The 20,939-nt window shown below is 62.4% G+C and carries 21 protein-coding genes; 13 read left to right on the forward strand and 8 right to left on the reverse strand.

Annotated elements, in window-relative coordinates:
* Positions 1-9 precede the first annotated feature (9 nt).
* The 3 genes from L4923_RS15530 to L4923_RS15540 form a co-directional block, all read right to left on the reverse strand.
* Positions 10-714 (reverse strand): glutathione S-transferase N-terminal domain-containing protein, encoded by a 705-nt coding sequence (locus tag L4923_RS15530; RefSeq protein ID WP_239366620.1) that lies wholly within the window; start codon positions 712-714, stop codon positions 10-12.
* Between the two features lie 195 nt (positions 715-909).
* On the reverse strand, positions 910-2,118 hold the full coding sequence (locus L4923_RS15535) for a beta-ketoacyl-[acyl-carrier-protein] synthase family protein (protein WP_239366623.1): 1,209 nt from the start codon (positions 2,116-2,118) through the stop codon (positions 910-912).
* 10 nt (positions 2,119-2,128) lie between these two features.
* Complete coding sequence (locus L4923_RS15540) at positions 2,129-2,383, reverse strand: acyl carrier protein (RefSeq protein ID WP_054310099.1); 255 nt, start codon at positions 2,381-2,383, stop codon at positions 2,129-2,131.
* Positions 2,384-2,650: 267 nt separating this feature from the next.
* Here L4923_RS15540 and L4923_RS15545 point away from each other — a divergent pair, with 267 nt between their 5' ends.
* The 6 genes from L4923_RS15545 (at position 2,651) to L4923_RS15570 (ending at position 5,918) form a co-directional block, all read left to right on the forward strand.
* Positions 2,651-2,908, forward strand: coding sequence for a DUF1272 domain-containing protein (locus L4923_RS15545; RefSeq protein WP_239366626.1), 258 nt, complete (start codon positions 2,651-2,653; stop codon positions 2,906-2,908).
* 30 nt (positions 2,909-2,938) lie between these two features.
* A complete protein-coding gene (locus tag L4923_RS15550) occupies positions 2,939-3,295 on the forward strand; it encodes a GFA family protein (protein WP_239366629.1) in 357 nt (118 codons plus the stop codon).
* Positions 3,296-3,334: 39 nt separating this feature from the next.
* A complete protein-coding gene (locus L4923_RS15555; protein WP_239366631.1) occupies positions 3,335-3,928 on the forward strand; it encodes a hypothetical protein in 594 nt (197 codons plus the stop codon).
* 59 nt (positions 3,929-3,987) lie between these two features.
* Positions 3,988-4,590 (forward strand): glutathione S-transferase family protein, encoded by a 603-nt coding sequence (locus L4923_RS15560; protein WP_239366633.1) that lies wholly within the window; start codon positions 3,988-3,990, stop codon positions 4,588-4,590.
* 43 nt (positions 4,591-4,633) lie between these two features.
* On the forward strand, positions 4,634-5,074 hold the full coding sequence (locus L4923_RS15565) for a DUF3995 domain-containing protein (RefSeq protein ID WP_239366635.1): 441 nt from the start codon (positions 4,634-4,636) through the stop codon (positions 5,072-5,074).
* Positions 5,075-5,153: 79 nt separating this feature from the next.
* Positions 5,154-5,918 (forward strand): class II aldolase and adducin N-terminal domain-containing protein, encoded by a 765-nt coding sequence (locus L4923_RS15570; protein WP_239366638.1) that lies wholly within the window; start codon positions 5,154-5,156, stop codon positions 5,916-5,918.
* Positions 5,919-5,921: 3 nt separating this feature from the next.
* Here L4923_RS15570 and L4923_RS15575 read toward each other — a convergent pair whose 3' ends face one another.
* The 3 genes from L4923_RS15575 to pncA all read right to left on the reverse strand — a co-directional run bounded on the left by L4923_RS15575 (position 5,922) and on the right by pncA (position 8,727).
* Positions 5,922-6,554: an HAD family hydrolase gene (locus L4923_RS15575; protein WP_239366641.1), complete on the reverse strand. Its 633-nt coding sequence runs from the start codon at positions 6,552-6,554 to the stop codon at positions 5,922-5,924.
* Between the two features lie 68 nt (positions 6,555-6,622).
* Positions 6,623-8,029, reverse strand: a complete 1,407-nt coding sequence (locus L4923_RS15580) for a sodium:proton antiporter (protein WP_425530958.1) — start codon at positions 8,027-8,029, stop codon at positions 6,623-6,625.
* A gap of 98 nt (positions 8,030-8,127) precedes the next feature.
* Positions 8,128-8,727, reverse strand: a complete 600-nt coding sequence (gene pncA / locus L4923_RS15585) for a bifunctional nicotinamidase/pyrazinamidase (protein WP_239366759.1) — start codon at positions 8,725-8,727, stop codon at positions 8,128-8,130.
* Between the two features lie 383 nt (positions 8,728-9,110).
* Here pncA and L4923_RS15590 point away from each other — a divergent pair, with 383 nt between their 5' ends.
* From L4923_RS15590 to L4923_RS15615, 6 genes are read left to right on the forward strand one after another with little or no spacing between them, the layout of a single operon-like run.
* A complete protein-coding gene (locus L4923_RS15590; protein WP_239366644.1) occupies positions 9,111-9,971 on the forward strand; it encodes an FAD binding domain-containing protein in 861 nt (286 codons plus the stop codon).
* A complete protein-coding gene (locus L4923_RS15595; protein ID WP_239366647.1) occupies positions 9,968-12,748 on the forward strand; it encodes a molybdopterin-dependent oxidoreductase in 2,781 nt (926 codons plus the stop codon). The genes L4923_RS15590 and L4923_RS15595 overlap by 4 nt, the downstream gene beginning before the upstream one ends.
* Positions 12,745-14,280 (forward strand): 6-hydroxynicotinate reductase, encoded by a 1,536-nt coding sequence (locus L4923_RS15600; RefSeq protein ID WP_239366650.1) that lies wholly within the window; start codon positions 12,745-12,747, stop codon positions 14,278-14,280. The genes L4923_RS15595 and L4923_RS15600 overlap by 4 nt, the downstream gene beginning before the upstream one ends.
* The gene (locus L4923_RS15605; RefSeq protein WP_239366653.1) at positions 14,277-15,170 is read left to right on the forward strand and encodes a UPF0280 family protein; all 894 of its coding nucleotides are present in this window, start codon (positions 14,277-14,279) and stop codon (positions 15,168-15,170) included. The genes L4923_RS15600 and L4923_RS15605 overlap by 4 nt, the downstream gene beginning before the upstream one ends.
* The gene (locus L4923_RS15610; protein ID WP_239366656.1) at positions 15,163-15,747 is read left to right on the forward strand and encodes an amino acid synthesis family protein; all 585 of its coding nucleotides are present in this window, start codon (positions 15,163-15,165) and stop codon (positions 15,745-15,747) included. Before L4923_RS15605 ends, L4923_RS15610 begins: the two co-directional genes overlap by 8 nt.
* Positions 15,744-16,190, forward strand: coding sequence for a MarR family winged helix-turn-helix transcriptional regulator (locus tag L4923_RS15615; protein ID WP_239366659.1), 447 nt, complete (start codon positions 15,744-15,746; stop codon positions 16,188-16,190). The genes L4923_RS15610 and L4923_RS15615 overlap by 4 nt, the downstream gene beginning before the upstream one ends.
* A gap of 5 nt (positions 16,191-16,195) precedes the next feature.
* On the opposite strand, the gene L4923_RS15620 is transcribed toward L4923_RS15615, so the two are convergent.
* Positions 16,196-17,032 carry a DUF3313 domain-containing protein gene (locus L4923_RS15620; protein WP_239366760.1) on the reverse strand — a complete coding sequence of 279 codons (837 nt, stop codon included), beginning with the start codon at positions 17,030-17,032 and terminating at the stop codon, positions 16,196-16,198.
* Positions 17,033-17,266: 234 nt separating this feature from the next.
* Here L4923_RS15620 and L4923_RS15625 point away from each other — a divergent pair, with 234 nt between their 5' ends.
* Complete coding sequence (locus L4923_RS15625; protein WP_239366662.1) at positions 17,267-17,842, forward strand: TetR/AcrR family transcriptional regulator; 576 nt, start codon at positions 17,267-17,269, stop codon at positions 17,840-17,842.
* Between the two features lie 23 nt (positions 17,843-17,865).
* On the opposite strand, the gene L4923_RS15630 is transcribed toward L4923_RS15625, so the two are convergent.
* Positions 17,866-20,931: an efflux RND transporter permease subunit gene (locus tag L4923_RS15630; protein WP_343303370.1), complete on the reverse strand. Its 3,066-nt coding sequence runs from the start codon at positions 20,929-20,931 to the stop codon at positions 17,866-17,868.
* Positions 20,932-20,939 lie beyond the last annotated feature (8 nt).

The raw sequence follows: 20,939 nt of genomic DNA on the forward strand, positions 1-20,939 counted from the left end.
GATTACTGGTCAGGGCTTTGCCGGGATGTTGAGGCCGCGCTGAACCGCGGGCCGCGCCAGCCCGCGTTCCAGCCAGGCTGCGACATTGCCGAAGTCGGCAAAGCCAACCAGCTCGCCGGCTTCATAGAAGCCGACGAGATTGCGCACCCAGCCCAGCATCGAGATGTCGGCGATGGTGTAGTCGTCGCCCATGATCCATTTGCGGCCATCGAGACGCTTTTCGAGCACGCCAAGCAGGCGGCGTGATTCGTTGCGATAGCGTTCGAGCGGGCGCTTGTCGGAAATCTCGCGACCGGCGAATTTGTGGAAGAAGCCGAGCTGGCCGAACATCGGACCGACCGAAGCCATCTGAAAGAACACCCACTGGATGGTTTCGTAGCGCAGCGCGGGATCCTCAGGCAGCAGCTTGCCGGTCTTTTCGGCGAGATAAAGCAAGATGGCACCCGATTCGAACAGCGGAAGCGGCTTGCCGCCCGGTCCGTTGGGGTCGATGATCGACGGGATCTTGCCGTTCGGGTTGAGCGACAGGAACTCCGGCGTCCAGCTCTCGTCCTGGCCGATGTTGACGAAGTGCGGTTCATAAGGCAGGCCGATTTCCTCCAGCACGATCGACACCTTCACGCCATTGGGCGTCGCAGTGGAATAGAGCTGCAGGCGGTCAGGATGCTGCGCGGGCCAGCGCGAATTGATCGGGAAAGCGGAAAGATCGGTCATCATTGCCTCGGAAATGGGGCGGCGCGAACGCTCCGCCTGGGTGGTTTGCAGGATTTGGACCCGCCGACATCGCGTTCAAGGGGCGCGCCAAAACAATTCGGCAAAAAGCGCGCAGCGATTTTGCTCTCGGAACTGTATAAAACAAGGAACTGGAGCGTCTCCGCCTTTCCGTGGAAAACGGAAACACCTCCGGGATCAGCCGGCCTTGAACGCCAGCACGGCATTGGTGCCGCCAAAAGCGAAAGCATTGCTGAGCGCCGCGCGAACCGGGCGCTCCTTCGCGACGTTCGGCGTGATGTCGAGATCGCAGTCTGGATCAGGCTCGCGATAGTTGGCCGTTGGTGGCACGATGCCTTCGCGGATGGCCATGACGCAGGCGATCATCTCCAGTGCACCGGACGCGCCTAGCGCGTGACCATGCATCGATTTGGTCGACGAGACAGAGAGCTTGTAGGCGTGGTCGCCGAAGGCGCGCTTGATCGCTGCGGTCTCGATCTGGTCATTGGCCTTGGTGCCGGTGCCGTGCGCGTTGAGATAGTCGACATCCTCCGGGTTGAACCCGGCATCGGCGAGACAGAAGCGCATGGCGGCCTCAGGCCCTTCGACGGTGGGCGCGACGATATCCGACGCATCCGCCGAGATGCCGACGCCGGCGATTTCGCCAAGAATGACGGCGCCCCGCGCCGTGGCGTGTTCGTAGCTCTCGAGAACCGCCATTCCGGCGCCCTCGCCCATAACCAGCCCTTGCCGGTCGGCGGAGAACGGGCGGCAAGTATCGGGGGAGAGCACGCGCAGGGCTTCCCAGGCCTTCATGATGCCCCATACCAGCGGGGCATCCGTACCGCCCGCCAACATGACATCGGCTCTGCCGAGCCGGATCTGGTCGACGGCCGAGGCAATGGCGTGATTGGCGGACGAGCAGGCCGAGGTGACACCGAAAACCGGGCCGCGCAGGCCGAACTCCATGCTGACCTGGCCAGCCGCCGCGCCCGGCATGACCTTGGGTACGGAAAAGATGTCGGCGCGATTTTTGCCCTGCAGAAGCAGAGCCCGATAGTTTTCCTCGATGGCTTCCCAGCCGCAAACGCCGACGCCGACGGTTGCGCCGATACGATAGGTGTTCTCGGCACCGACCGTCAGCCCCGACTGCCGCATGGCTTCCTTGGCGGCAAGGATGGCGAGGAGGCTGAAGCGGTCCATCGTCACCAGCCGTCTGCGCTCGAGGCCATGTTCCGGCAGCGCCTTGATCTCGCTGCCGACCTGGACTTTGAGTTGATGCAGATCCGCGTTGACGACCTGTCCGATTGCCGGACGGCCAGCCTTCATCTCGTTCCAGATGGAGGTCGCGTCCGTGCCAAGCCCGCAGATGCCGCCAATGCCGGTGATAACGACGCGTGTACGCATGGAGCCTCGGTCAGGCTTTCTTCGCGATCAGCGCGCGAACGGCCTCAACCATGTCACCGACATTCTTGAGATTGCTCCAGGCATCGACCGTATTCATCTCGATTTCGATGCCATAGGCTTCCTCGAGATCGAAGATGATCTCGGTTAACTCCAGCGAATGGATGCCGAGCGCCGTCAGCTCGGTATTGGTCGTGATCTCTTCGCCACCAGGCTCGGCGTGAGCCTTGATCTTGGCGATGATCTCGTTTGCCAATTCGTCAGCCATTCGAAGTCCTTCCCCCAAATCCGCATTTCGTGCCTGGCAGGCGTCTCGACGCCCCTGCTTTCATTGCTCCCGATAGAAGCATAGTCGCGAAGAGCCGCCTGGTGTGGCAGCATCAAGGCTGCCTCCTCTATAGAAACCGAAACCGGGTGAGGCAACAACCGATCTCGACAAACCCGTTCATGTGCTTAACTTGCGTGACCGCTAACTTTTCCCGACAAGGGGAAAAGTTGGCTTTCATCGTTGGATTCCGACGATTGGGAGAACGAAATGCTCGAACTGCGCCCTGGATGCGAATGCTGCGACAAGGATCTACCACCTGACGCCGGGGACGCGATGATCTGCACCTTCGAATGCACGTTCTGCGCAAACTGCGTCGAAACGGTGCTGAAGGGTGTTTGCCCGAACTGCGGCGGTAATTTTTCATCGCGGCCGGTCCGGCCGGCCGCCCTCTTGCAGAAATATCCTGCATCGACCAAGCGGGTATTCAAGGCCGAAGGCTGCGTGCCGCGGGCTGACGCCGCCTAAGGTTTTGCGACACGCGCGAGGGAATTTCGAATGGCGATGAAGTCATACAAGGGCAGCTGCCATTGCGGGGCAGTGAAATATGAGGCGACAGTCGACCTCGATCACACCATCTCCTGCAATTGTTCGCGCTGCGGCAGGCTGGGCAGCATCCTGACCTTCGCGCCGGCGGAAAACTTCACCTTGCTGTCCGGCGAGGATGTGCTGACGGATTATCTGTTCAACAAGCACGTCATTCATCACCTGTTCTGCCGGGTCTGCGGGATCGAATCGTTCGCCCGCGGAAGCAAGCCGGATGGCACGACGTCGATTGCCATCAATGCACGCTGCCTCGAAGGAGTCGAACCCGACGCGCTGACGCCGCAGAAATTCGATGGGCGCAGCCGTTAACCGGCAACGGAATCGCAGCGAAGAGAGCCGGGGATCCTGATGGAGCAGTCTCTATCCCAAGCGCATGACATTTTTCCGCACCTGCGCATTGTCATGGGCATGGTGATTGGCCTTGGCGTCACACGCCTGCTGTCCGGTGTCGCCCGCATCGTCCAGCACCCCAAGGCGTACAAGCTCTACCCCGTGCATCTGGCTTGGGTGGCTTCGCTGCTTCTGATGCTGGTGCATTTTTGGTGGTGGGAGTTCGGCCTCTATCAGATCGTCCATTGGACCTTCGGCAAGTACCTCTTCATCATCGGCTACGCGGTGACGCTCTATCTGTTATGCGCCTTCCTGTTTCCCGATTCGATGCAGGATTACCGAAGCTACGAGGACTATTTTTTCTCGCGCCGTAACTGGTTTTTCGGTCTGCTGGCGGCGACCTATCTGCTTGACGTCGTTGACACTCTGCTTAAAGGCGAAGCGCATTTTGCCCATTTCGGCCATGAATATCTGATCCGAACACCGCTGTTCGTCATTTTGTGCGGTATCGCCATCTTCACCACCAACCGGCGCTTTCATCTCGGCTTCGTTGTTTTCACGCTGATCTATCAGGCGTGGTGGATCCTGCGGCTCTTCGACACGATCGCCTGAGCTGGATTGGGCCGGCATCGAAGATGATCTAGGTTTCCGCAGTCCAAAGGAGTTCGGGGATGTACAAGGCCGTCGGATCGCGTGGGTCGCGGGTTTCCCGCGTTGTGTGGATGCTGGAAGAGCTGGGCGAACCTTATGAGTTCGTTCCGGTGAAGCTGCGCTCGCCGGAAGCTTATGCGCTGAACCCGTCCGGCAAGGTGCCGATCCTGATCGACGACGAGTTGACCATCACCGACTCCGCCGCGATCTGCACCTATCTGGCCGACAAGCATGCGGACAAAGGCATGGGCGCCAATATCGGGCTTGCCGGGCGCGCCGAAATGGATTCCTGGATGCATTTCGCGCAGTCGGAGGTCGAAGCTCCGCTGTGGAACAAGCTGCGCCACCGCTTCATCTTGCCGGACGAACTTCGCGTCGATGTAGGCCCGGCTACGGCCCATGACTTTGCTTCGGAGGTGAAGGCACTGGATCGTCGCTTGGGCGAAAACCAATATGCGCTGGGCGATCGTTTCTCCGCTGTCGACGTAATGCTGGGAGATATGGGCGCCTGGGCGCGCGCCGGCAGGTTCCGCATAGAATCCGACCGGGTCAACGCCTACATGGACCGTGTGCTCGGTCGCCCGGCCCGGGCGAGGTCACAGGCAGTGTGCGGCTTCCAATAGCGCCCGCCGTCGAAACCAGCCGTCTAATCTCAGGCATCGTTCCATGACCATTCTCGCCTTCGCTCTTTCTGCCGTCTTGCTTCTCATCACGGCCCTGCATGTCTATTGGGGCATCGGCGGAATCTGGCCCGGTCGTGATGCTGCCTCCTGCGCGCGCGCCGTCGTCGGCACGCGCGGTGTCAGCGAGATGCCTCCGACGTTTGCCTGTTTCGCTGTTGCTGCCTGCCTGGTTCTGGCGACCTTGTGGCCGCTGGCGCTGATGGGCGTTTTCGCCACGCCATTTCCGCAGCAAGGCCTTGCCGCGACATCGGTGATGATTGCGTTGGTTTTCTTCGGCCGAGGCATGCTGGGCTTCACGCCCTGGTGGCGTCGGCAGACACCGGAGCAACCCTTTGCGCGGCTCGACCGGAGCCTCTATTCACCGCTCTGCCTGCTGATCGGTGCGGGATTCGCGATCATTGGCATTTCGCAGTTTCCGACCTGATCGAAAGCTGGATCAGTTGTTTCCGGTTGCCGCTGGGTCAAGGGCGCGGCATGCTTGCCTCTTCACGGAGAAAGAGACGATGAGCCTGGCACGCTTGAAGGACCCGCTGACCAATCTGCCTTTCTATGACGAGCGGGTCGACCTCGCTTGTGCCTTCCGCTGGACTGCGCGGCTGAATATGCATGAAGCGGTCGCCAATCATTTCTCGCTGGCCGTCAACGAGGATGGCACGCGTTTCCTGATGAACCCGAACCAGGTGCATTTCTCGCGCGTCAAGGCGAGCGACCTCATCCTGATCGACGCCAACGACCCTGAAACGCTGAAAGGTCCCAATGCGCCTGATCCGACGGCCTGGGGCCTGCACGGCGCCATCCATCGCAACGTGCCGCACGCGCGCTGTGTCATGCATGTGCATTCGATCCATGCCACCGTACTCGCGTCGCTGGCCGATTCCACATTGCCGCCCATCGACCAGAATTCAGCCGCCTTTTTCAACCGCACCGTCGTCGATGAGCACTATGGCGGACTTGCCTTCGAGGAGGAGGGCGAACGCTGTTCGCAACTGCTCGCCAATCCGAAGCACAAGGTGATGATCATGGGCAATCACGGCGTGCTGGTGATCGGCGACAGCGTGGCCGATGCCTTCAACCGCATGTTCTATTTCGAGCGTGCGGCCGAGACCTATATCAAGGCTCTGTGGACGGGCCGGCCGCTGCGGGTGCTTTCCGACGAGGTCGCCGAAAAGACGGCGTCCGAGATGGACGACTATCCGGGCCAGGCGGAACGGCATCTTGCCGAACTGAAGGCGATCCTCGATGAGCAGGAGCCAGTCTACCGGAACTGACGTTTATAGCCCGAGTTCGGCGCGTAGCTCTTCCACGGTGTTGAGGACGACCGCGCCGTCCGGACCCGGCATCGGCCGTTCCGGCCAGAAGATCGTCTTCATACCGGCCGCCAGGCCGGACATGGCACCCGTTACGCTGTCATCGATCGCCACAGCTTCTCCTGGATCGACATCGAACAACCAGGCAGCGCGCAGGAACGGTTCGGGATGCGGCTTGCCTTCACGCACGTCGTTGCGGCTCACCGTCTTCATGCCGGCATGCGAAAGACCGACCGCGCCGAGATTGGCATCGACGATCAGCCGGTCGGAGTTCGAGACCACCGCCTGCGGCACGCCGAGCGCCCTCAGTTCCTGGTAGATCTCGATCGCGCCCGGTCGTGGCTGCAGGCCGCCGACATTGGCCATGTAGTAATCATATTTGAGCGCGATCCATTGATCGAACGGCAGCGTCAGGCCGAACTCGTCGCGCATCATGTCGTAGACGAAGGCGGCGGTCTTGCCGAGCACGCGTTCGTGCAGGTCGGCCGGCGCGGTCAGGCCAACGCTGCGCATCGCCGAAACCAGCGCGGCATCGTGCAGAGGCTCGCTGTCCACGAGCGTTCCATCCATGTCCCAGAAGACGGCTTTTGGCGTCATCTGTTATCCTTTCGCCGTTGGTCTTTGGAGACGACGTGGCAATGCCGTCCTGTGCTTGGTCTACAGCCTCACCGGAAGAAGACAAACCCGGCGAGGATGAAAGTCGGGATCAACACCGCGCCCGACCATAGCATATAGCCGAAGAAACCGGGCATCTTGACACCCTGGTGACGTGCGATGGCGTAGACCATGAAATTCGGTGCATTGCCGATATAGGTGTTGGCGCCCATGAAGACAGCGCCTGCCGAGATCGCGGCGAGCGTCGTTGCCAGCTCCGTCATCAAATGGCGCGCATCGCCGCCGGCCAGTTCGAAGAAGACGAGATAGGTCGGCGCATTGTCGAGGAAAGACGACAGCGCGCCGGTCAGCCAGAAATAGGCGAGATCGTTGGGGGTTCCGTCCGCTCCCGTGACCAGGGCAACCAGCGGGGCGAGGGCGCCGTCGGTTCCCGCTTTCAGGATTGCGATCACCGGCACGATGCAGATGAAGATTGCGGCGAAGAGTTTTGCCACTTCGGCGATCGGTCCCCAGGCGAAGCCGTTGGCCTTGCGATATTCGCTGCGCGAGACCGCCAGGGAAATGAAGGCGAGAGCCAGGATGATCGCGTCGCGCACCAAGTTCTGCAGTCCCAGCGTCACCCCGAACACCGGGATATCGATGCCCGGCTTCCACGAAGCCGAGAGCAGGATCGCGGCAATCACGCCGGCGAGCAACGGCAGGTTGGGCAGGCCGCGCAGGCGCACCTTGGAATGCGGCGTCGGATCCTTGATCTTCGGCTGGCCTTCCTCACGCCAGTGCAGGAAGAAGTCCAATGCCAGGAAGACGACCAGAACCAGTACGGTGACGAACAGCGTCTCCCGCCACAGATTTGCCGTCGTCCAGAAGAAGTCGACGCCGCGCAGGAAGCCGACGAACAGCGGTGGGTCGCCGAGGGGCGTCAGTGAGCCGCCGATGTTGGAAACCAGGAAGATGAAGAAGACGACGACATGGGCATTGAATGGCCGGTTGTCATTGGCGCGGATGACGGGCCGGATCATGATCATCGAAGCGCCGGTGGTGCCGACCACCGAGGCGAGCATTGCCCCGATCAGCAGCAGACCTGCATTGGTCCACGGCGTGCCATGGATGTTGCCGGCAACGAGAATGCCGCCTGCAATGGTGAACAGGGCGAACAGCAGAATGATGAACGACATGTATTCGGTGAGCAGCGCGTGCAGCACCGCATTGACGGAAAGGTCCGCACCGAAAGCCGCGGCCAGCGGGCCGATGACCAGCACAGCCCAGACCGCAGCGATCTTTCCGTAATGATGCTCCCACACATGAGGGAAAAGCAGCGGGCCGCTGGCGATCGACAGCAGCAGCCCGGCGAATGGCAGCGCCCACCAGAGGGACATGGTAGCGCCGGGCAAGCCCTCCTCGGCGAAAGCGGGAATCGCGCTACCGAAAAGCAGCCCTGCCGCGGTGAAGACTTTTATGAAATGCACGCCGCCCCTCAACCGATCGCCCGAAACACTGACCCTGAAGCGCTTCCGTTTTCACGGAAACGCCTTACCTCTTCGTCTTTACCCGACCGCTAGACCAGTTTCACGCCGGCGTCGCGCATGCGGGCGAGCATGGCATCGAGCGAACCGTTCAGATTGATGCCGCGGCACGCATCGAGACGCACCGTCGTTGCAAATCCCTGCTTGACAGCGTCGAGCGCGGAGAAAGCCACGCAGAAATCCGTTGCCAGGCCAACGAGCGTGATGGCTTCGATGCCGCGTTCACGCAGGTAGCCGGCAAGTCCGGTCGGCGTCGTGTGGTCGTTCTCGAAGAAAGCCGAATAGCTGTCTATGCCTGGGCGGAAGCCCTTGCGGATGACCAGTTCGGTCTTGCTCCAGGCAAGGCCGGAATGGAAATCGGAGCCGAGGCTACCCTGAATGCAATGATCCGGCCACAAGGTCTGTGGGCCGTATGGCATCTCCATCATCTCGAAGGGCTGCTTGCCGGGATGGCTGGATGCGAAGCTGGAGTGACCGGCGGGATGCCAGTCCTGCGTCATGATCACATGCTCGGCGTTGCGGATCAGGTCGTTGACCAGAGGCACGATCTCGTCACCGCCGATGACGGCGAGGGCGCCGCCCGGGCAGAAGTCGTTCTGCAGATCGACGACGATCAACGCTTCATCCGCCATGAGATTCCCTTTCGGCATCCAAAGCAATTCCAGGAAAGGTGTGGAGCGGTTTCCGTCCGGAATTGCATCAAAAAGAAATAGAGGGAACGCCGTTTCTGTGAAACGGTGAACCGCTCTGGGAGAAGGTCGCTTAGGCGCGTCGAAAATACGTCCTCGACGACCGGGGTGGAGAAACTCAATCAGAAGGTCGCTCGCGTCAACCTTCTAAAGCTCGAGCCGTCAAAGTCGGGTCTCGAATACCGCCCGCTTTGACAAAGCCGGTGCGACTGATATCATTTGCATACGAATGAATTTGCCGGCGATGCACCGGCCGATCGAAGTGTTGGAGCGGAAGGCGCTCCAAGGGGAGAAAGCCTCCTTCGGGAGGAACCGGGAAGGCAGGCGTGATCCGTTACGCGAAACCCGCCACACTCGACGAAGCGCTCGCGCTGCTTGGCGAAACATCGTGGCGCGTGCTTGCAGGCGGCACCGACTTCTACCCTGCGCAGGGCACCCGGCCACTTCGTGAGAACATCCTCGACATAAACGGCATCGGCATGCTGCGTGGCGTTGTCGAGCATGAAACACACTGGTCAATCGGCGCTCGCACGACCTGGACGGATATCATCGGCCGGTCGCTGCCCCCAGCCTTCGATGCCATGAAGCAAGCTGCACGCGAAATCGGCTCAGCGCAGATTCAGAATGTCGCATCGGTGGCCGGCAATCTCTGCAACGCTTCGCCCGCGGCGGATGGAGTCCCCGCTTTGCTGGTTCTGGATCCCGAGGTGGAATTGCGCTCGGCCCAAGCCACCCGTCAGGTCCCGCTCGCCGATTTCATCCTTGGCAACCGCCGCACCGCGCGCCGGCCGGACGAGTTGGTCACCGCTATCCGCGTGCCCAGGACCAGCGCCTCCGGAACCTCGGCATTCGTCAAGCTCGGTGCGCGGCGGTATCTCGTCATCTCGATCGCCATGGCGGCTGTCCGGCTGGTCATTGAAGACGACATCATTCGGCACGCGGCAATCGCCGTCGGCGCCTGTTCGGCTGTCGCGACGCGACTGCCGGATGTCGAGCACGCACTTGTCGGTCGGACGCTGCATGATCCGCTAGCAGATATCGTCAAGGCCGCGGCGATGCCGCAACTTGCGCCCATCGACGATGTGCGTGGTTCCGCCGCATATCGGCTGGATGCAGCCCGCGAAATCGCAGCCCGCGCGGTCCAGGCAACAGCCTGCTCACCGTCCCGGGCAGAGGTGGCGGCATGAGTATGGCGCGCCAGCACATAGCCTTCCAGGTGAATGCCGCACAGGCGATCCTATCCGTCTCACCCGTCAGCCGGCTGTCGTCCGTTTTGCGCGACGAATTGCAACTCACGGGAACCAAGGTCGGTTGCGACGCCGGGGATTGCGGGGCCTGCACTGTGCTTGTCGACGGCCAGCCGGTTTGCGCCTGCCTGACGCCGGTCGCTTCGATTGACGGGGCGACGGTTACGACAGTCGAAGGCCTGGCCAATGGTCGGCTGTCTGCCTTGCAGGCATCGTTTCTCGAACATGGTGCCGCGCAATGCGGCGTCTGCACGCCTGGCTTGCTGGTGACTGCCACCGCGCTGCTGGAGAAAAATCCGCAACCCGACGAAGCCGACGTGCGCGACGCGCTCGGCGGCATATTGTGTCGTTGCACCGGCTATCGGAAGATCATTGCCGCGGTGCTGGATGCAGCCCGCAACGAGGCGACCAGGCGACACGAAGGTCTCGGCATCGACTTCCGCATGCCGGCTGCCGGCAAGGCGGTTGGTTCCTCGCCCGTGCGTCTTGACGGTGTGCCCAAGGTCACAGGCGTCGAAAAATTTGGTGCCGATGCGTTTCCCGAGGACGCCTTGACTGCCCTGGTGGTGCGTTCACCTCACCATCACGCGCGTTTTGCATTCGGCGATCTCGGAGCCTGGCGCTCAATGCATCCCGGCGTCGTCGGCATATTCACCGCAGCCGATATTCCGGGGCGGAACCTCTTCGGCGTCATCCCGGCCTTCGCCGACCAGCCGGCACTGGCCGAAGGCGTTGTCCGCTTCCGTGGCGAGGCGGTTGCGCTGGTTGCGGCCGAACGGGCTGTTGCAGCCGATCTCGACCTCGCCGATTTCCCGGTGACGTGGACACAGACGCAGCATCTGCTGTCGGCGAATGAAGCCCGGGCAGAAGATGCCTTGGCCATCCATCCGGATCGCGCCGGCAATCTTTTGACCAAGGGGTTCGTGGAGCGGGGCGAGCCCGACAAAGCTCTTGCCGCTGCCCCCGTTATCGCCTCGGCGACCATCGAAACGTCCTATGTCGAGCATGCCTATATCGAGCCCGAGGCTGGCTATGCCTATCTCGATGGCGACACACTCGTCATCATCGCCTGTACCCAGGCGCCCTATATGGACCGTGACGATACCGCGCGTGTTCTCGGGCTCGACCCGGATAAGGTGCGTATCGTGCCGACGGCCACCGGTGGTGGTTTCGGTTCAAAGCTCGACATTTCCGTTCAGCCGTTGATTGGTCTGGTCGCCCTGAAGACGGGCCGGCCGGCCGCCCTGACCTTCTCTCGTTCGGACTCGATGATGGCGACAACCAAGCGCCACCCGGCAATCATGCGAGCCGAGGTGGGCGCGGCAGCGGATGGCACGATCTCTGCCATGCGCTTCGAGAGTGATTTCAATACGGGCGCCTATGCCAGCTGGGGCCCGACGGTCGCCAACCGTGTGCCGGTGCATGCCTCGGGCCCCTATGTCACGCCAAATTATCGGGCCGAAGGGCGAGCCATCCACACCAACGGTCCGATTTCAGGCGCCTTTCGCGGCTTCGGCGTACCGCAGGCAACGATCATGCAGGAGGCGCTTTACGATCAGCTGGCAGACAGGCTCGGCATCGACCGGCTGCAATTTCGCTTGAAGAACTGCCTGCGCGACGGCTCGGAAACGGTTACCGGCCAAAAGCTGGAAGCCGGTGTCGGCATCGGGGCCTGTCTCGAGGCTCTCGAACCGCATTGGGTGCGTGCGCTGGCGGACGCCGACGCGTTCAACGCCAGCGATCCTGTAGGGAGCCGCGCACTGCGGCGTGGTGTCGGTGTCGCCTCCTGCTGGTATGGCTGCGGCAATACTTCGCTGCCCAATCCCTCGACCATCAAACTGGGCGTTGCGCCGACGGGCGAAGTCGTCCTCCATCAAGGTGCAGTCGACATCGGCCAGGGTTCCAACACCGTCATCGCCCAGATCTGCGCAGATGCGCTCGGTGTCCCGCTGGAGAGCCTGAAGCTGAAAAGCGCAGACACTGCGATCACCCCCGATGCCGGAAAGACATCCGCGTCCCGCCAGACCTTCGTGACAGGCAAGGCCGCCGAAAAGGCGGGACGATCCTTGCGCGAGCACATCCTGCGCCATGCCAACGTCTCCGATGCCGCCACGCTTTCCTTCGATTGCGGCCTGCTGCTTATCCGCGAGGGCGACGCCACCCGCCGCGTCGAACTCACCGCACTGGCGGCGGATGATGACGGCTTCGTCTTTCGTGCCGAAGAGACTTATGATCCGCCGACCTCTCCGCTGGATGCCATGGGGCAGGGCAAGCCTTATGCCGTCTACGGCTATGGCGCGCAGCTCGCCGAACTCGAGGTCGACATGCGCCTCGGCACTGTGCGGCTGATCAAGATCACTGCTGCGCATGATGTCGGCAGGGCGATCAACCCGATGCTGGCCGAAGGACAGATCGAAGGCGGCATCGCCCAGGGCATCGGCATGGCGCTGATGGAAGAATACATCCCCGGCCGCACCGAGAACCTGCACGACTATCTCATCCCGACCATAGGCGATGTGCCGCCGATCGAGACGATCCTGGTCGAGGTGCCCGATCCAGAGGGACCCTCCGGGGCCAAGGGGCTCGGCGAACATTCTCTGATTCCGACGGCGCCCGCGATCCTCAACGCCATCCGCCACGCCACCGGCGTGATGATGACTAAGGTGCCGGCGACGCCGTCGCGTATCCTGGCTGCGATCAAGGAGGCGGGCCGTTGAGCGAACTCGCCGAACGTTTCGACACGCATGAAGCCGGCGAAAAGCAGGTTGCCGAGAAGATCCGCTGCGATGCCTGCCCGGTGATGTGCTACATCGCCGACGGCCGCACCGGCGCCTGCGATCGCTACGGCAACCGGGCGGGCCGCATCGTGCGGCTCGATCCACTGACCATTCTGGACCACGCTGCCGAAACCGGCCAGGCCGTGGTGCCCTTTGTCGCCGAGGGCGAGGCGTGGTCCGGCCAACTCGTCAACACCGGCCGGCGTTTCGTGACAGCGATCGGCGCCGGCACCACTTACCCGGACTATAAGCCGGCGCCGTTCATCGTCAGCCAGGAGGTGGAGGGGGTAGACCTCGTCACCGTGGTGACGGAGGGCATCTTCTCCTACTGCGGCGTCAAGGTGAAGATCGATACCGACCGCCATATCGGTGCCGAGACGGCAACCGTGCGCGCAGGGGGCGAGGCGATCGGACATGTCACCACCGGCGAATATGGCTCGCAGATGCTGTCGCTCGGTGGCGTGCATCATCTCACTGGCGGCTCCAAGGCGGAAGGGCGCGCTACCTGCGACGCGTTGCTGGCACTGTGCAATCAACAGCCGGTGGAACTTGCCATCGACGGTGGCGCCCCCGTCGTCGTGCAGGCGGGCAAGGCCCCGGTGATCGATGGCAAACTCGAACATCGCATGCGGGTCGGCTGCGGTTCGGCCACGATCGGGATGTTCGCCGCGCAATGGCGCGGACTGGTCGACGAGGTCGTCGTCGTGGACGATCACATCACCGGCGTGGTTTCCGAACATCAGGCCGGCAAGGTGCTTGGCTGGTCCGACACAGGTATCCGCATCGTCGGCCGCCGTTCCACTCCCGGTCGCTATTTCAAGGTCTCCGAACCCGGGCTCGGCTGGGGTGGCACCGCCATCGACGACCCGTTATCAATTCTCGGTCCATGGAACGGCGCGAAGGGTGCGCGGCCCGGCCTGTCGCTGCTGATGGTTTCCACCACCGGCGAGCAGTTTGCCTATTACGAGCTGGACGAAGACCTGAAGCCCGTCGAAAAACCCTTCCCCGAACGGTTGCTGAAATCGGTGTCGCTCATCGAGGAGAATTGCGAACCGGCGCTGTGCACGGTGCTGTTCGTCGGCGGCGCTGGCGGCAGCCTCAGGGCGGGCGTCACGGAGAACCCGGTCAATCTCACGCGTTCCGTGCAGCGCCTGGACACCTACGTCACCGTCGGCGGCGCGCCCGTCTATGTCTGGCCGGGTGGCGGCATCACCTTGATGGTCGATGTCAGTCGGGTGCCGGAAGGCGCCTTTGGCTATGTGCCGACGCCGGCCTTGGTGGCACCGATCGAATTCACCCTGCGCCGCGACGACTATCTTAAGTTGGGTGGCTACGAATCCGAGATCCGCGACCTCGCCGATCTTTTCGCGCGCGGCGGCGAATATCTCAATCCGCGCAGCAATACCGGAGCATCCGGCGTGAACCCCTGGCCGCCGCTGGCTCAACTCAAGCGCAATCGGGGCGAGCTATGAACGAGCCGCAGGCGCATTGGCTGGCCGACGGCCGAAGGCTGCATCTGAATCATGGGCCGATCGATCTCGTCATCGAGGCTTTTGGCGATGCAGTCGAGGTGCGGGCAGCTTACGAACAGGCCGTCGGTCGGTTTCAGACCATCCTGTCCGAACTCGTTGAAGAATTGCCGGCTTTGCGGCGTCCCGCCGCCGCCGCTCAGCGTGTTTTCACCGGTCCGACCGCGCGGCGCATGGAAGCCGCCGTCTCACCGCTGGCCGAACGGTTCGTCACGCCGATGGCCGCCGTTGCCGGCTCGGTCGCCGACGAAATGCTGGCCGCGATGATTGCAGGGCGAAGGCTCGAGCGCGCTTATGTCAACAATGGCGGCGACAGCGCACTGTATCTGGCACTGGGTCAATCGACGACGGTGGCGATTGCAGGGACCGGCCACGGCTTTGCGGATCGCGTTCTTGTGCGCGCTGAAGACAGCGTTCGTGGTATCGCCACCAGCGGCTGGCGCGGTCGATCTTTTTCGCTCGGCATCGCCGATGCGGTGACTGTCCTGGCATCTTCCGGAGCAGCCGCCGATGCCGCCGCGACGCTGATCGCCAATGCCGTCGACCTGCCCGGCAATCCCGCCATCAAACGACAACCCGCCTTCGAACTTGCCCCGGACAATGATCTCGGCACGCGGCTTGTGACAGTCGAGGTTTCGATGATATCGCCTCGGGAAACCGCCCAAGCTTTGCAGGCCGGCCTGATGGTCGCTGAAGATTATCGCCAACGCGGGCTGATCACGGCGGCAGCGCTGTTCCTCAACGGCGCGAACGTTCTCGCCGGGAATTTCCCTGACCTTCGCAGCGATCGGCTGCGTTCATCCGACCAAACCAAGGATCTCGTCCATGCCTGAATTCCCCATTCGCAAGATCGCGGTTCTCACCGAGGAAATCGTCCATGATGGCGGTCCGGTGGTGAACGTGCCGCGTCGCCGCGCTGCGGCGATGGCGCTGGTGAAGAACCCGTTTGCGGGGCGCTATGTGGAAGAATTGCAGAGCGCGATGGAGGATTTGAAGCCGCTTGGCCTCATTCTCACCGATCGCTTGATCGCGGCACTTGGCGGTGACGCCCATGTCATCGACGGCTACGGCAAGGGCGCCATCGTCGGCAGCGCCGGCGAACTCGAGCATGGTGCGCTCTGGCATGTGCCGGGCGGCTACGCGATGCGGGAGCGGCTTGGCGAAGCCAAGGCGATCGTGCCTTCAGCCAAGAAGGTCGGGGCTTTCGGCGCACGTCTCGATGTGCCGATCGGCCATATCAACGCGTCTTACGTACGTTCGCATTTCGATGCTATGGAAGTCGGCATCGCCGACGGCCCCCGGTCGGACGAGATCCTGTTCTGCCTGGTCATGACCTGTGGTCCACGCATCCACAATCGCATGGCAGGGCTGGAGGCCAAGGACATCAAGGTCTGGGACGGTCAGCGATGACGACACCACTGGCATTGGTCGGCGACGAGCCGGACGGCATCTATCGGTTGCAGGACCAGGTCGGGTTCGTGTTGCGCAAAGCGCACCAGCGCCATGTGGCGATCTTTGCCTCACGCATTGCGGATCTGACGCCGCCGCAATTCGCTGCGTTGGCGCGACTCTATGAAATCGGCGAGACCTCGCAGAACCAGCTCGGCCAGATGATCGCCATGGACGCTGCCACGGTAAAGGGCGTTATCGACCGGCTGAAGTCGCGAGGCTATGTCTCCCTCCAGAAGCATGACACCGACAAGCGGCTGCTTCTGGTATCGCTGACCGCAGCCGGACGTGAAGCTGTCGAAGAACTCATCCCCTTGGCCAAAACGATCACCGAGGAAACGCTGACGCCGCTGACGCAGAAGGAAGCCGCGCAGTTCCTGCGCCTGCTCGGCAAGATCGCCTGAGCGTTTCACGGTGCGGCGGTTCTCGCACCCTTGTCCGTCCATTCGGGTGGAGCGCCAAACTTGTCTGCGACGGCGCCCAGGAGGCCTGGAGCGCGGCCGTAGGAATCGCAGACTTTATACTTCGGCTTGCCCCCCAGCCAGGATTGCACGCGGTGGCGGGACGGCAGCGTCAGGTCGATCGTGCGGGGCTCGCGGCCCGTGACAAGGATACGCGAGAACTCGTTGCCGAACTTGGTTGCGAGGCTGTAGGCGTCGCCGACTTCGGACACACGTGGTTTGTTTGAAATCGAATTGGCGCCGCGCGCCCATAAGATCGCCGCACGCTGAACGCCGTTGCCGTCGAGGGCCTCCGCTTCGATCGCAAGCCCGCCCAGCCCGAAGGGGAGACGCGGAATGCTGACCGGCAAGCCGGCAACGCTGCTGCCGAAGGTCACTGCCGTCGCCACGCCGGCGATGGTTTTGTCGGTCGGGACGAGATCGGTGACGACGGCTCGGACGGTGAGATCGGCAACCTGGCCCTTTGGGACGATAAGAAACTTCTCGCTCAAGGCAAGGCAGACTTCGCGGTCGAGAGCATTCGCGACGAGGGCGCGATCTTCCTGCTTTTTCACACGCAAGGACGCGTTGGGAGCGAGCGTGGTTGGAACGATGGCGACCGTCTTCACAGGGGCCAGGGCCTTGGCATCGACATAGATGCGCGATTTCGAGAACGTGCCCTTCGGTGAACCCAGCCTGTCATAGGAAGCCAGCGTACCGGCGGATTTCAGGGGAACGGACGCGCACCCTGCCGCCAGGAACGGCAGCGCAAAAGAGAGAGGTTTCAAGGGAAGCAGTTTCAACATGCCCAGAAACAGGGCTGCCGCGTGAAGATCGATGGCGGACTTGGCCTTGTTTGCCGAGCTTGGCGGCATCAGAGAGGCGCGCGCAAGGGAAACGGCTCGCGGCTGCGAGCTGCAGAAACTTGTCACGATGGAACTCCGAATTTAAGATGCGATGCTGCATCTATTCGGGTCTTCTAATGCGAGTCAAGATGCATGAATGCATCTTATTTTAGCCTTATTTGGAGTTGGGATTTTATGGGAGGACGACGGCGGGGCGCCGATCTGGAACAAGCGATCCTGGAGGCAGCCTGGTTTGAATTGAGCGCGCGCGGTTATGCGGGACTGACGATGGAAGCCGTTGCGGAGCGGGCCGGTACGAGCCGTCCCGTGCTTGCACGCCGCTGGGAGGGCAAGGTGCCGCTCACCATCGCCGCTATCCGACGGGAAATCGCGAAATATCCGATGAATGTGACGGATCGAGGCGATCTGCGCGCCGAATTGCTGGAATTCCTGGAGAGAGCCTCGAAGCGCGCATTGGGCATAGCAGCCGTCTTCACCCTGTTCTCAAGCGAATATTTCGCAGAAGCGGCCTCGGCGCCGAAGGATCTGCGCGCCGCTCTCATCCAGGGCAATGGCTCTGTGCTGCCGGCCATTCTGGACCGCGCTGTGCAGCGCGGCGAGGTCGCGCGCGAAAAGCTTGTTCCACCCGTCGACACCTTGCTGGGGTCGCTCTTCCGGGAACATGTTGTCATGAACTTTGCGCCGCCGCCGCCGGACCTGCGCACAGCCTGGATCGACCGCATTTTCCTGCCGCTCGTTCGCGCGAGTTAGACCTGTGAAGAGGCGAGCCGATCTCAGTTCGCTGCGGGTTCCTCCGCCGCCTTGGGCTCTTTCAGCCGGAACCAGGCGACATAGAGCGCCGGCAGGAAAAGCAGGGTGATCGCGGTTCCGGCGATAATGCCGCCCATCATGGCATAGGCCATCGGCCCCCAGAACACTTCGCGCGCAATCGGAATCAGGGCCAGTGATGCGGCGGCTGCTGTGAGTGCGATCGGACGCATTCGATGCTCGCTCGCCTCGATTACCGCCAGCCAGCGATCCTTGCCTTCTTTGACGAGGTCTTCGATCTGCACGATCAGGATCACCGAATTGCGGATCAGGATGCCGATCAGCGCAAGTACGCCAAGCAGGGCGACGAAACCCATCGGCGAACCGGATGGTACCATTGCCGCCACCACGCCGATCAGCCCCAGCGGTGCCACGGCCACGACCAGGAACAGGCGCTGGAAACTCTGCAGCTGGATCATCAGGATCGTGGCCATGACGAAGAGCATCAGCGGCACTACGGCGGCGATCGGCCCCTGGCTCTTGGCGCTTTCCTCGACCGAACCGCCGGTAGCGACGCTGTAGCCGGCCGGAAGCTTGGCGATGAAGGCGTCGACCGTCGGCTTCAACTCGTTGACGACGGTATCCGGCAAGGCATCGCCAACCAGGCCGGCCCGCACCGTCAGCGTCGGAATGCGGCCGCGCCGCCAGATCGTCGGCTGCTCCAGCGCGTAGTCGAAATTGGCCACCGCCGCGAGCGGGATGGATTCGCCCGTACCGGTCGGCAGCTGCATGTTCTTCAGTGTTTCCAGCGAGCCGCGTTCGGTTTCACGCGAACGCCCCACGACATTGACCAGATAGGTCGCATCGCGCACCTGCGTGATGGTGACGCCGCCGACCACGCTGTTGAGCGCAGAGGCGATGTCCTGCGAAGTGATGCCGAGCTGGCGCGCCTTGTCCTGCAGGACGTCGACCTTCAGCACGCGTTCGGGTTCGTTCCAGTCGAAATTCGGAGCTGCGAGCTTGGGGTTGGTCGAAATCTGGCCGGCGAGATCCTGGGCGAGGCTGCGGACCTTCTGCACATCCGGGCCGCTGACGCGGTATTGCACCGGCCGGCCGACCGGCGGGCCCAGTTCCAGCGTCTTCACAAAGGTGTCGGTGCCGACGAATTCTTCGCGCAGCAGCTTGTCGATCGCCGCATGCACGCGGTTGCGTTCCTCGACCCCCTTAGTGACGATGACGGTCTGCCCGTAATAGGGATTGGATGGCTGCACGTCATAGGCAAGCACGAAGCGGACCGCGCTCTGGCCGACATAGGAACTCCAGTGGTCGATGTCCTCATTGCCGACCAGCGCCATCTTCTCGAAACGCTCAATCTGCGCGCGTGTCTCGGCGATCGAACTGTTCTGCGGCAGGTTCCAGTCGACGATCAGTTCCGGCCGGTCGGACGCCGGGAAGAATTGCTGCTGCACCAGGGTTAGGCCGCCAAGCGAGGCAAGGAACAGCAGAATGGTGGCGATGATGGTGAGCCAGTGCCGGCGAACCGACAACACCAGGATGCGCCGGAACAGCATGGTGAAGCGGCCGGGCTGATCGTGATGCTTCTTCATCGTCGCCGGCAGGAAAGTGACACCGAGCAGCGGCGCGAACAGCACCGCCACGATCCATGAGATCAGCAGCGAGACCGCGATGACGACGAAGAGCGTGAAGGTGTATTCGCCGGCGGCGCTCGAATTGAGACCGATAGGAATGAAGCCCGCCACCGTCACCAGCGTGCCGGTGAGCATCGGAAACGCCGTGGACGTGTAGACGTAAGTCGCCGCCTTGTTGAGCGGATCGCCCGCTTCCAGCCGGGCCACCATCATCTCGACGGCGATCATGGCGTCATCGACCAGCAGGCCGAGCGCGATGATCAGGGCGCCCAGCGAAACGCGCTGCAGCGAGATGTCGAGATAGGCCATGACCAGGAAGGTGATCGCCAGCACCAGCGGGATCGACAGCGACACCACGAAGCCGGCACGCACGCCGAGGCTGACGAAGGACACGATGAGCACGATGGCCACCGCTTCGAAAAGCGCCCGCGTAAAGCCCGACACCGCTTCCTCGACGATCAATGGCTGGTCGGCGACCAGATGCACGCCGACGCCGATCGGCAATTCGCCCTTCACCTCTTCCATCTTGTGTTCCAGCGCCTTGCCGAATTCGAGCAGGTTGGCGTTGGGCTTCATGCCGACGGCGAGCCCGATCGCGTCCTCGCCATTGAAGCGGAACAGCGAGGCCGGCGGATCGGTGTAGCCACGCGTGATGGTGGCGACGTCACTGAGGCGGAAGAAGCTGTTGTTCACCCTCAGATTGATGGCGCGCAGGCTCTCTTCGGACGTGAACTGGCCGGTGACGCGCACGCTGACCTGTTCGGGCCCCGACTGGATGACGCCGGACGGCGCAATCGCGTTCTGCGCCTGCAGCGAGGCGATGATCTGCTGTTGGTTGAGGCCGAGCGCGGCGATCTGGCGGGTGGAGAATTCCAGATAGATCACTTCGTCGCGGGCGCCGATCAACTCCACCTTGCCGGCATTCGGCACCGTGAGCACTTCGGTACGGACATTTTCGACATAGTCGCGCAACTGCCGGGGCGAAAGCCCATCGGATGTGAAAGCGTAGACATTGCCGAACACATCGCCGAAACGGTCGTTGTAGAAAGGCCCGAGCACACCCTGCGGGAACTGCGGCTTGATGTCCTCGATCATGTTGCGGACCTGAACCCAGGTCGGCACAACGTCGCGCGCCCTGGTGTTGTCCTTGAGGTTGACGAAGACGATGGTGCGCCCGGCAGTGGTGACCGAACGGGTGAAATCCAGCTTGTCGAGTTCCTCGAGTTTCTTCTCGATCCGATCGGTGACCTGCTTGGCCTGCTCGTCGACGGAGGCCCCCGGCCAGTTCGCCTGGATCAGCATCGTCTTGATGGTGAAGGAGGGGTCCTCCTCGCGGCCGAGATTGATGTAGGAGAAGATGCCGGCCACGATGAAGACCAGCATGAAATACCAGACCAGCGAGCGGTGCTCGAGGGCCCAGTCGGACAGGTTGAAACGCTGCACGTGTCCGC

The sequence above is a fragment of the Terribium retamae genome, from assembly GCF_022347545.1.
GTDB lineage: Bacteria > Pseudomonadota > Alphaproteobacteria > Rhizobiales > Rhizobiaceae > Mesorhizobium > Mesorhizobium retamae.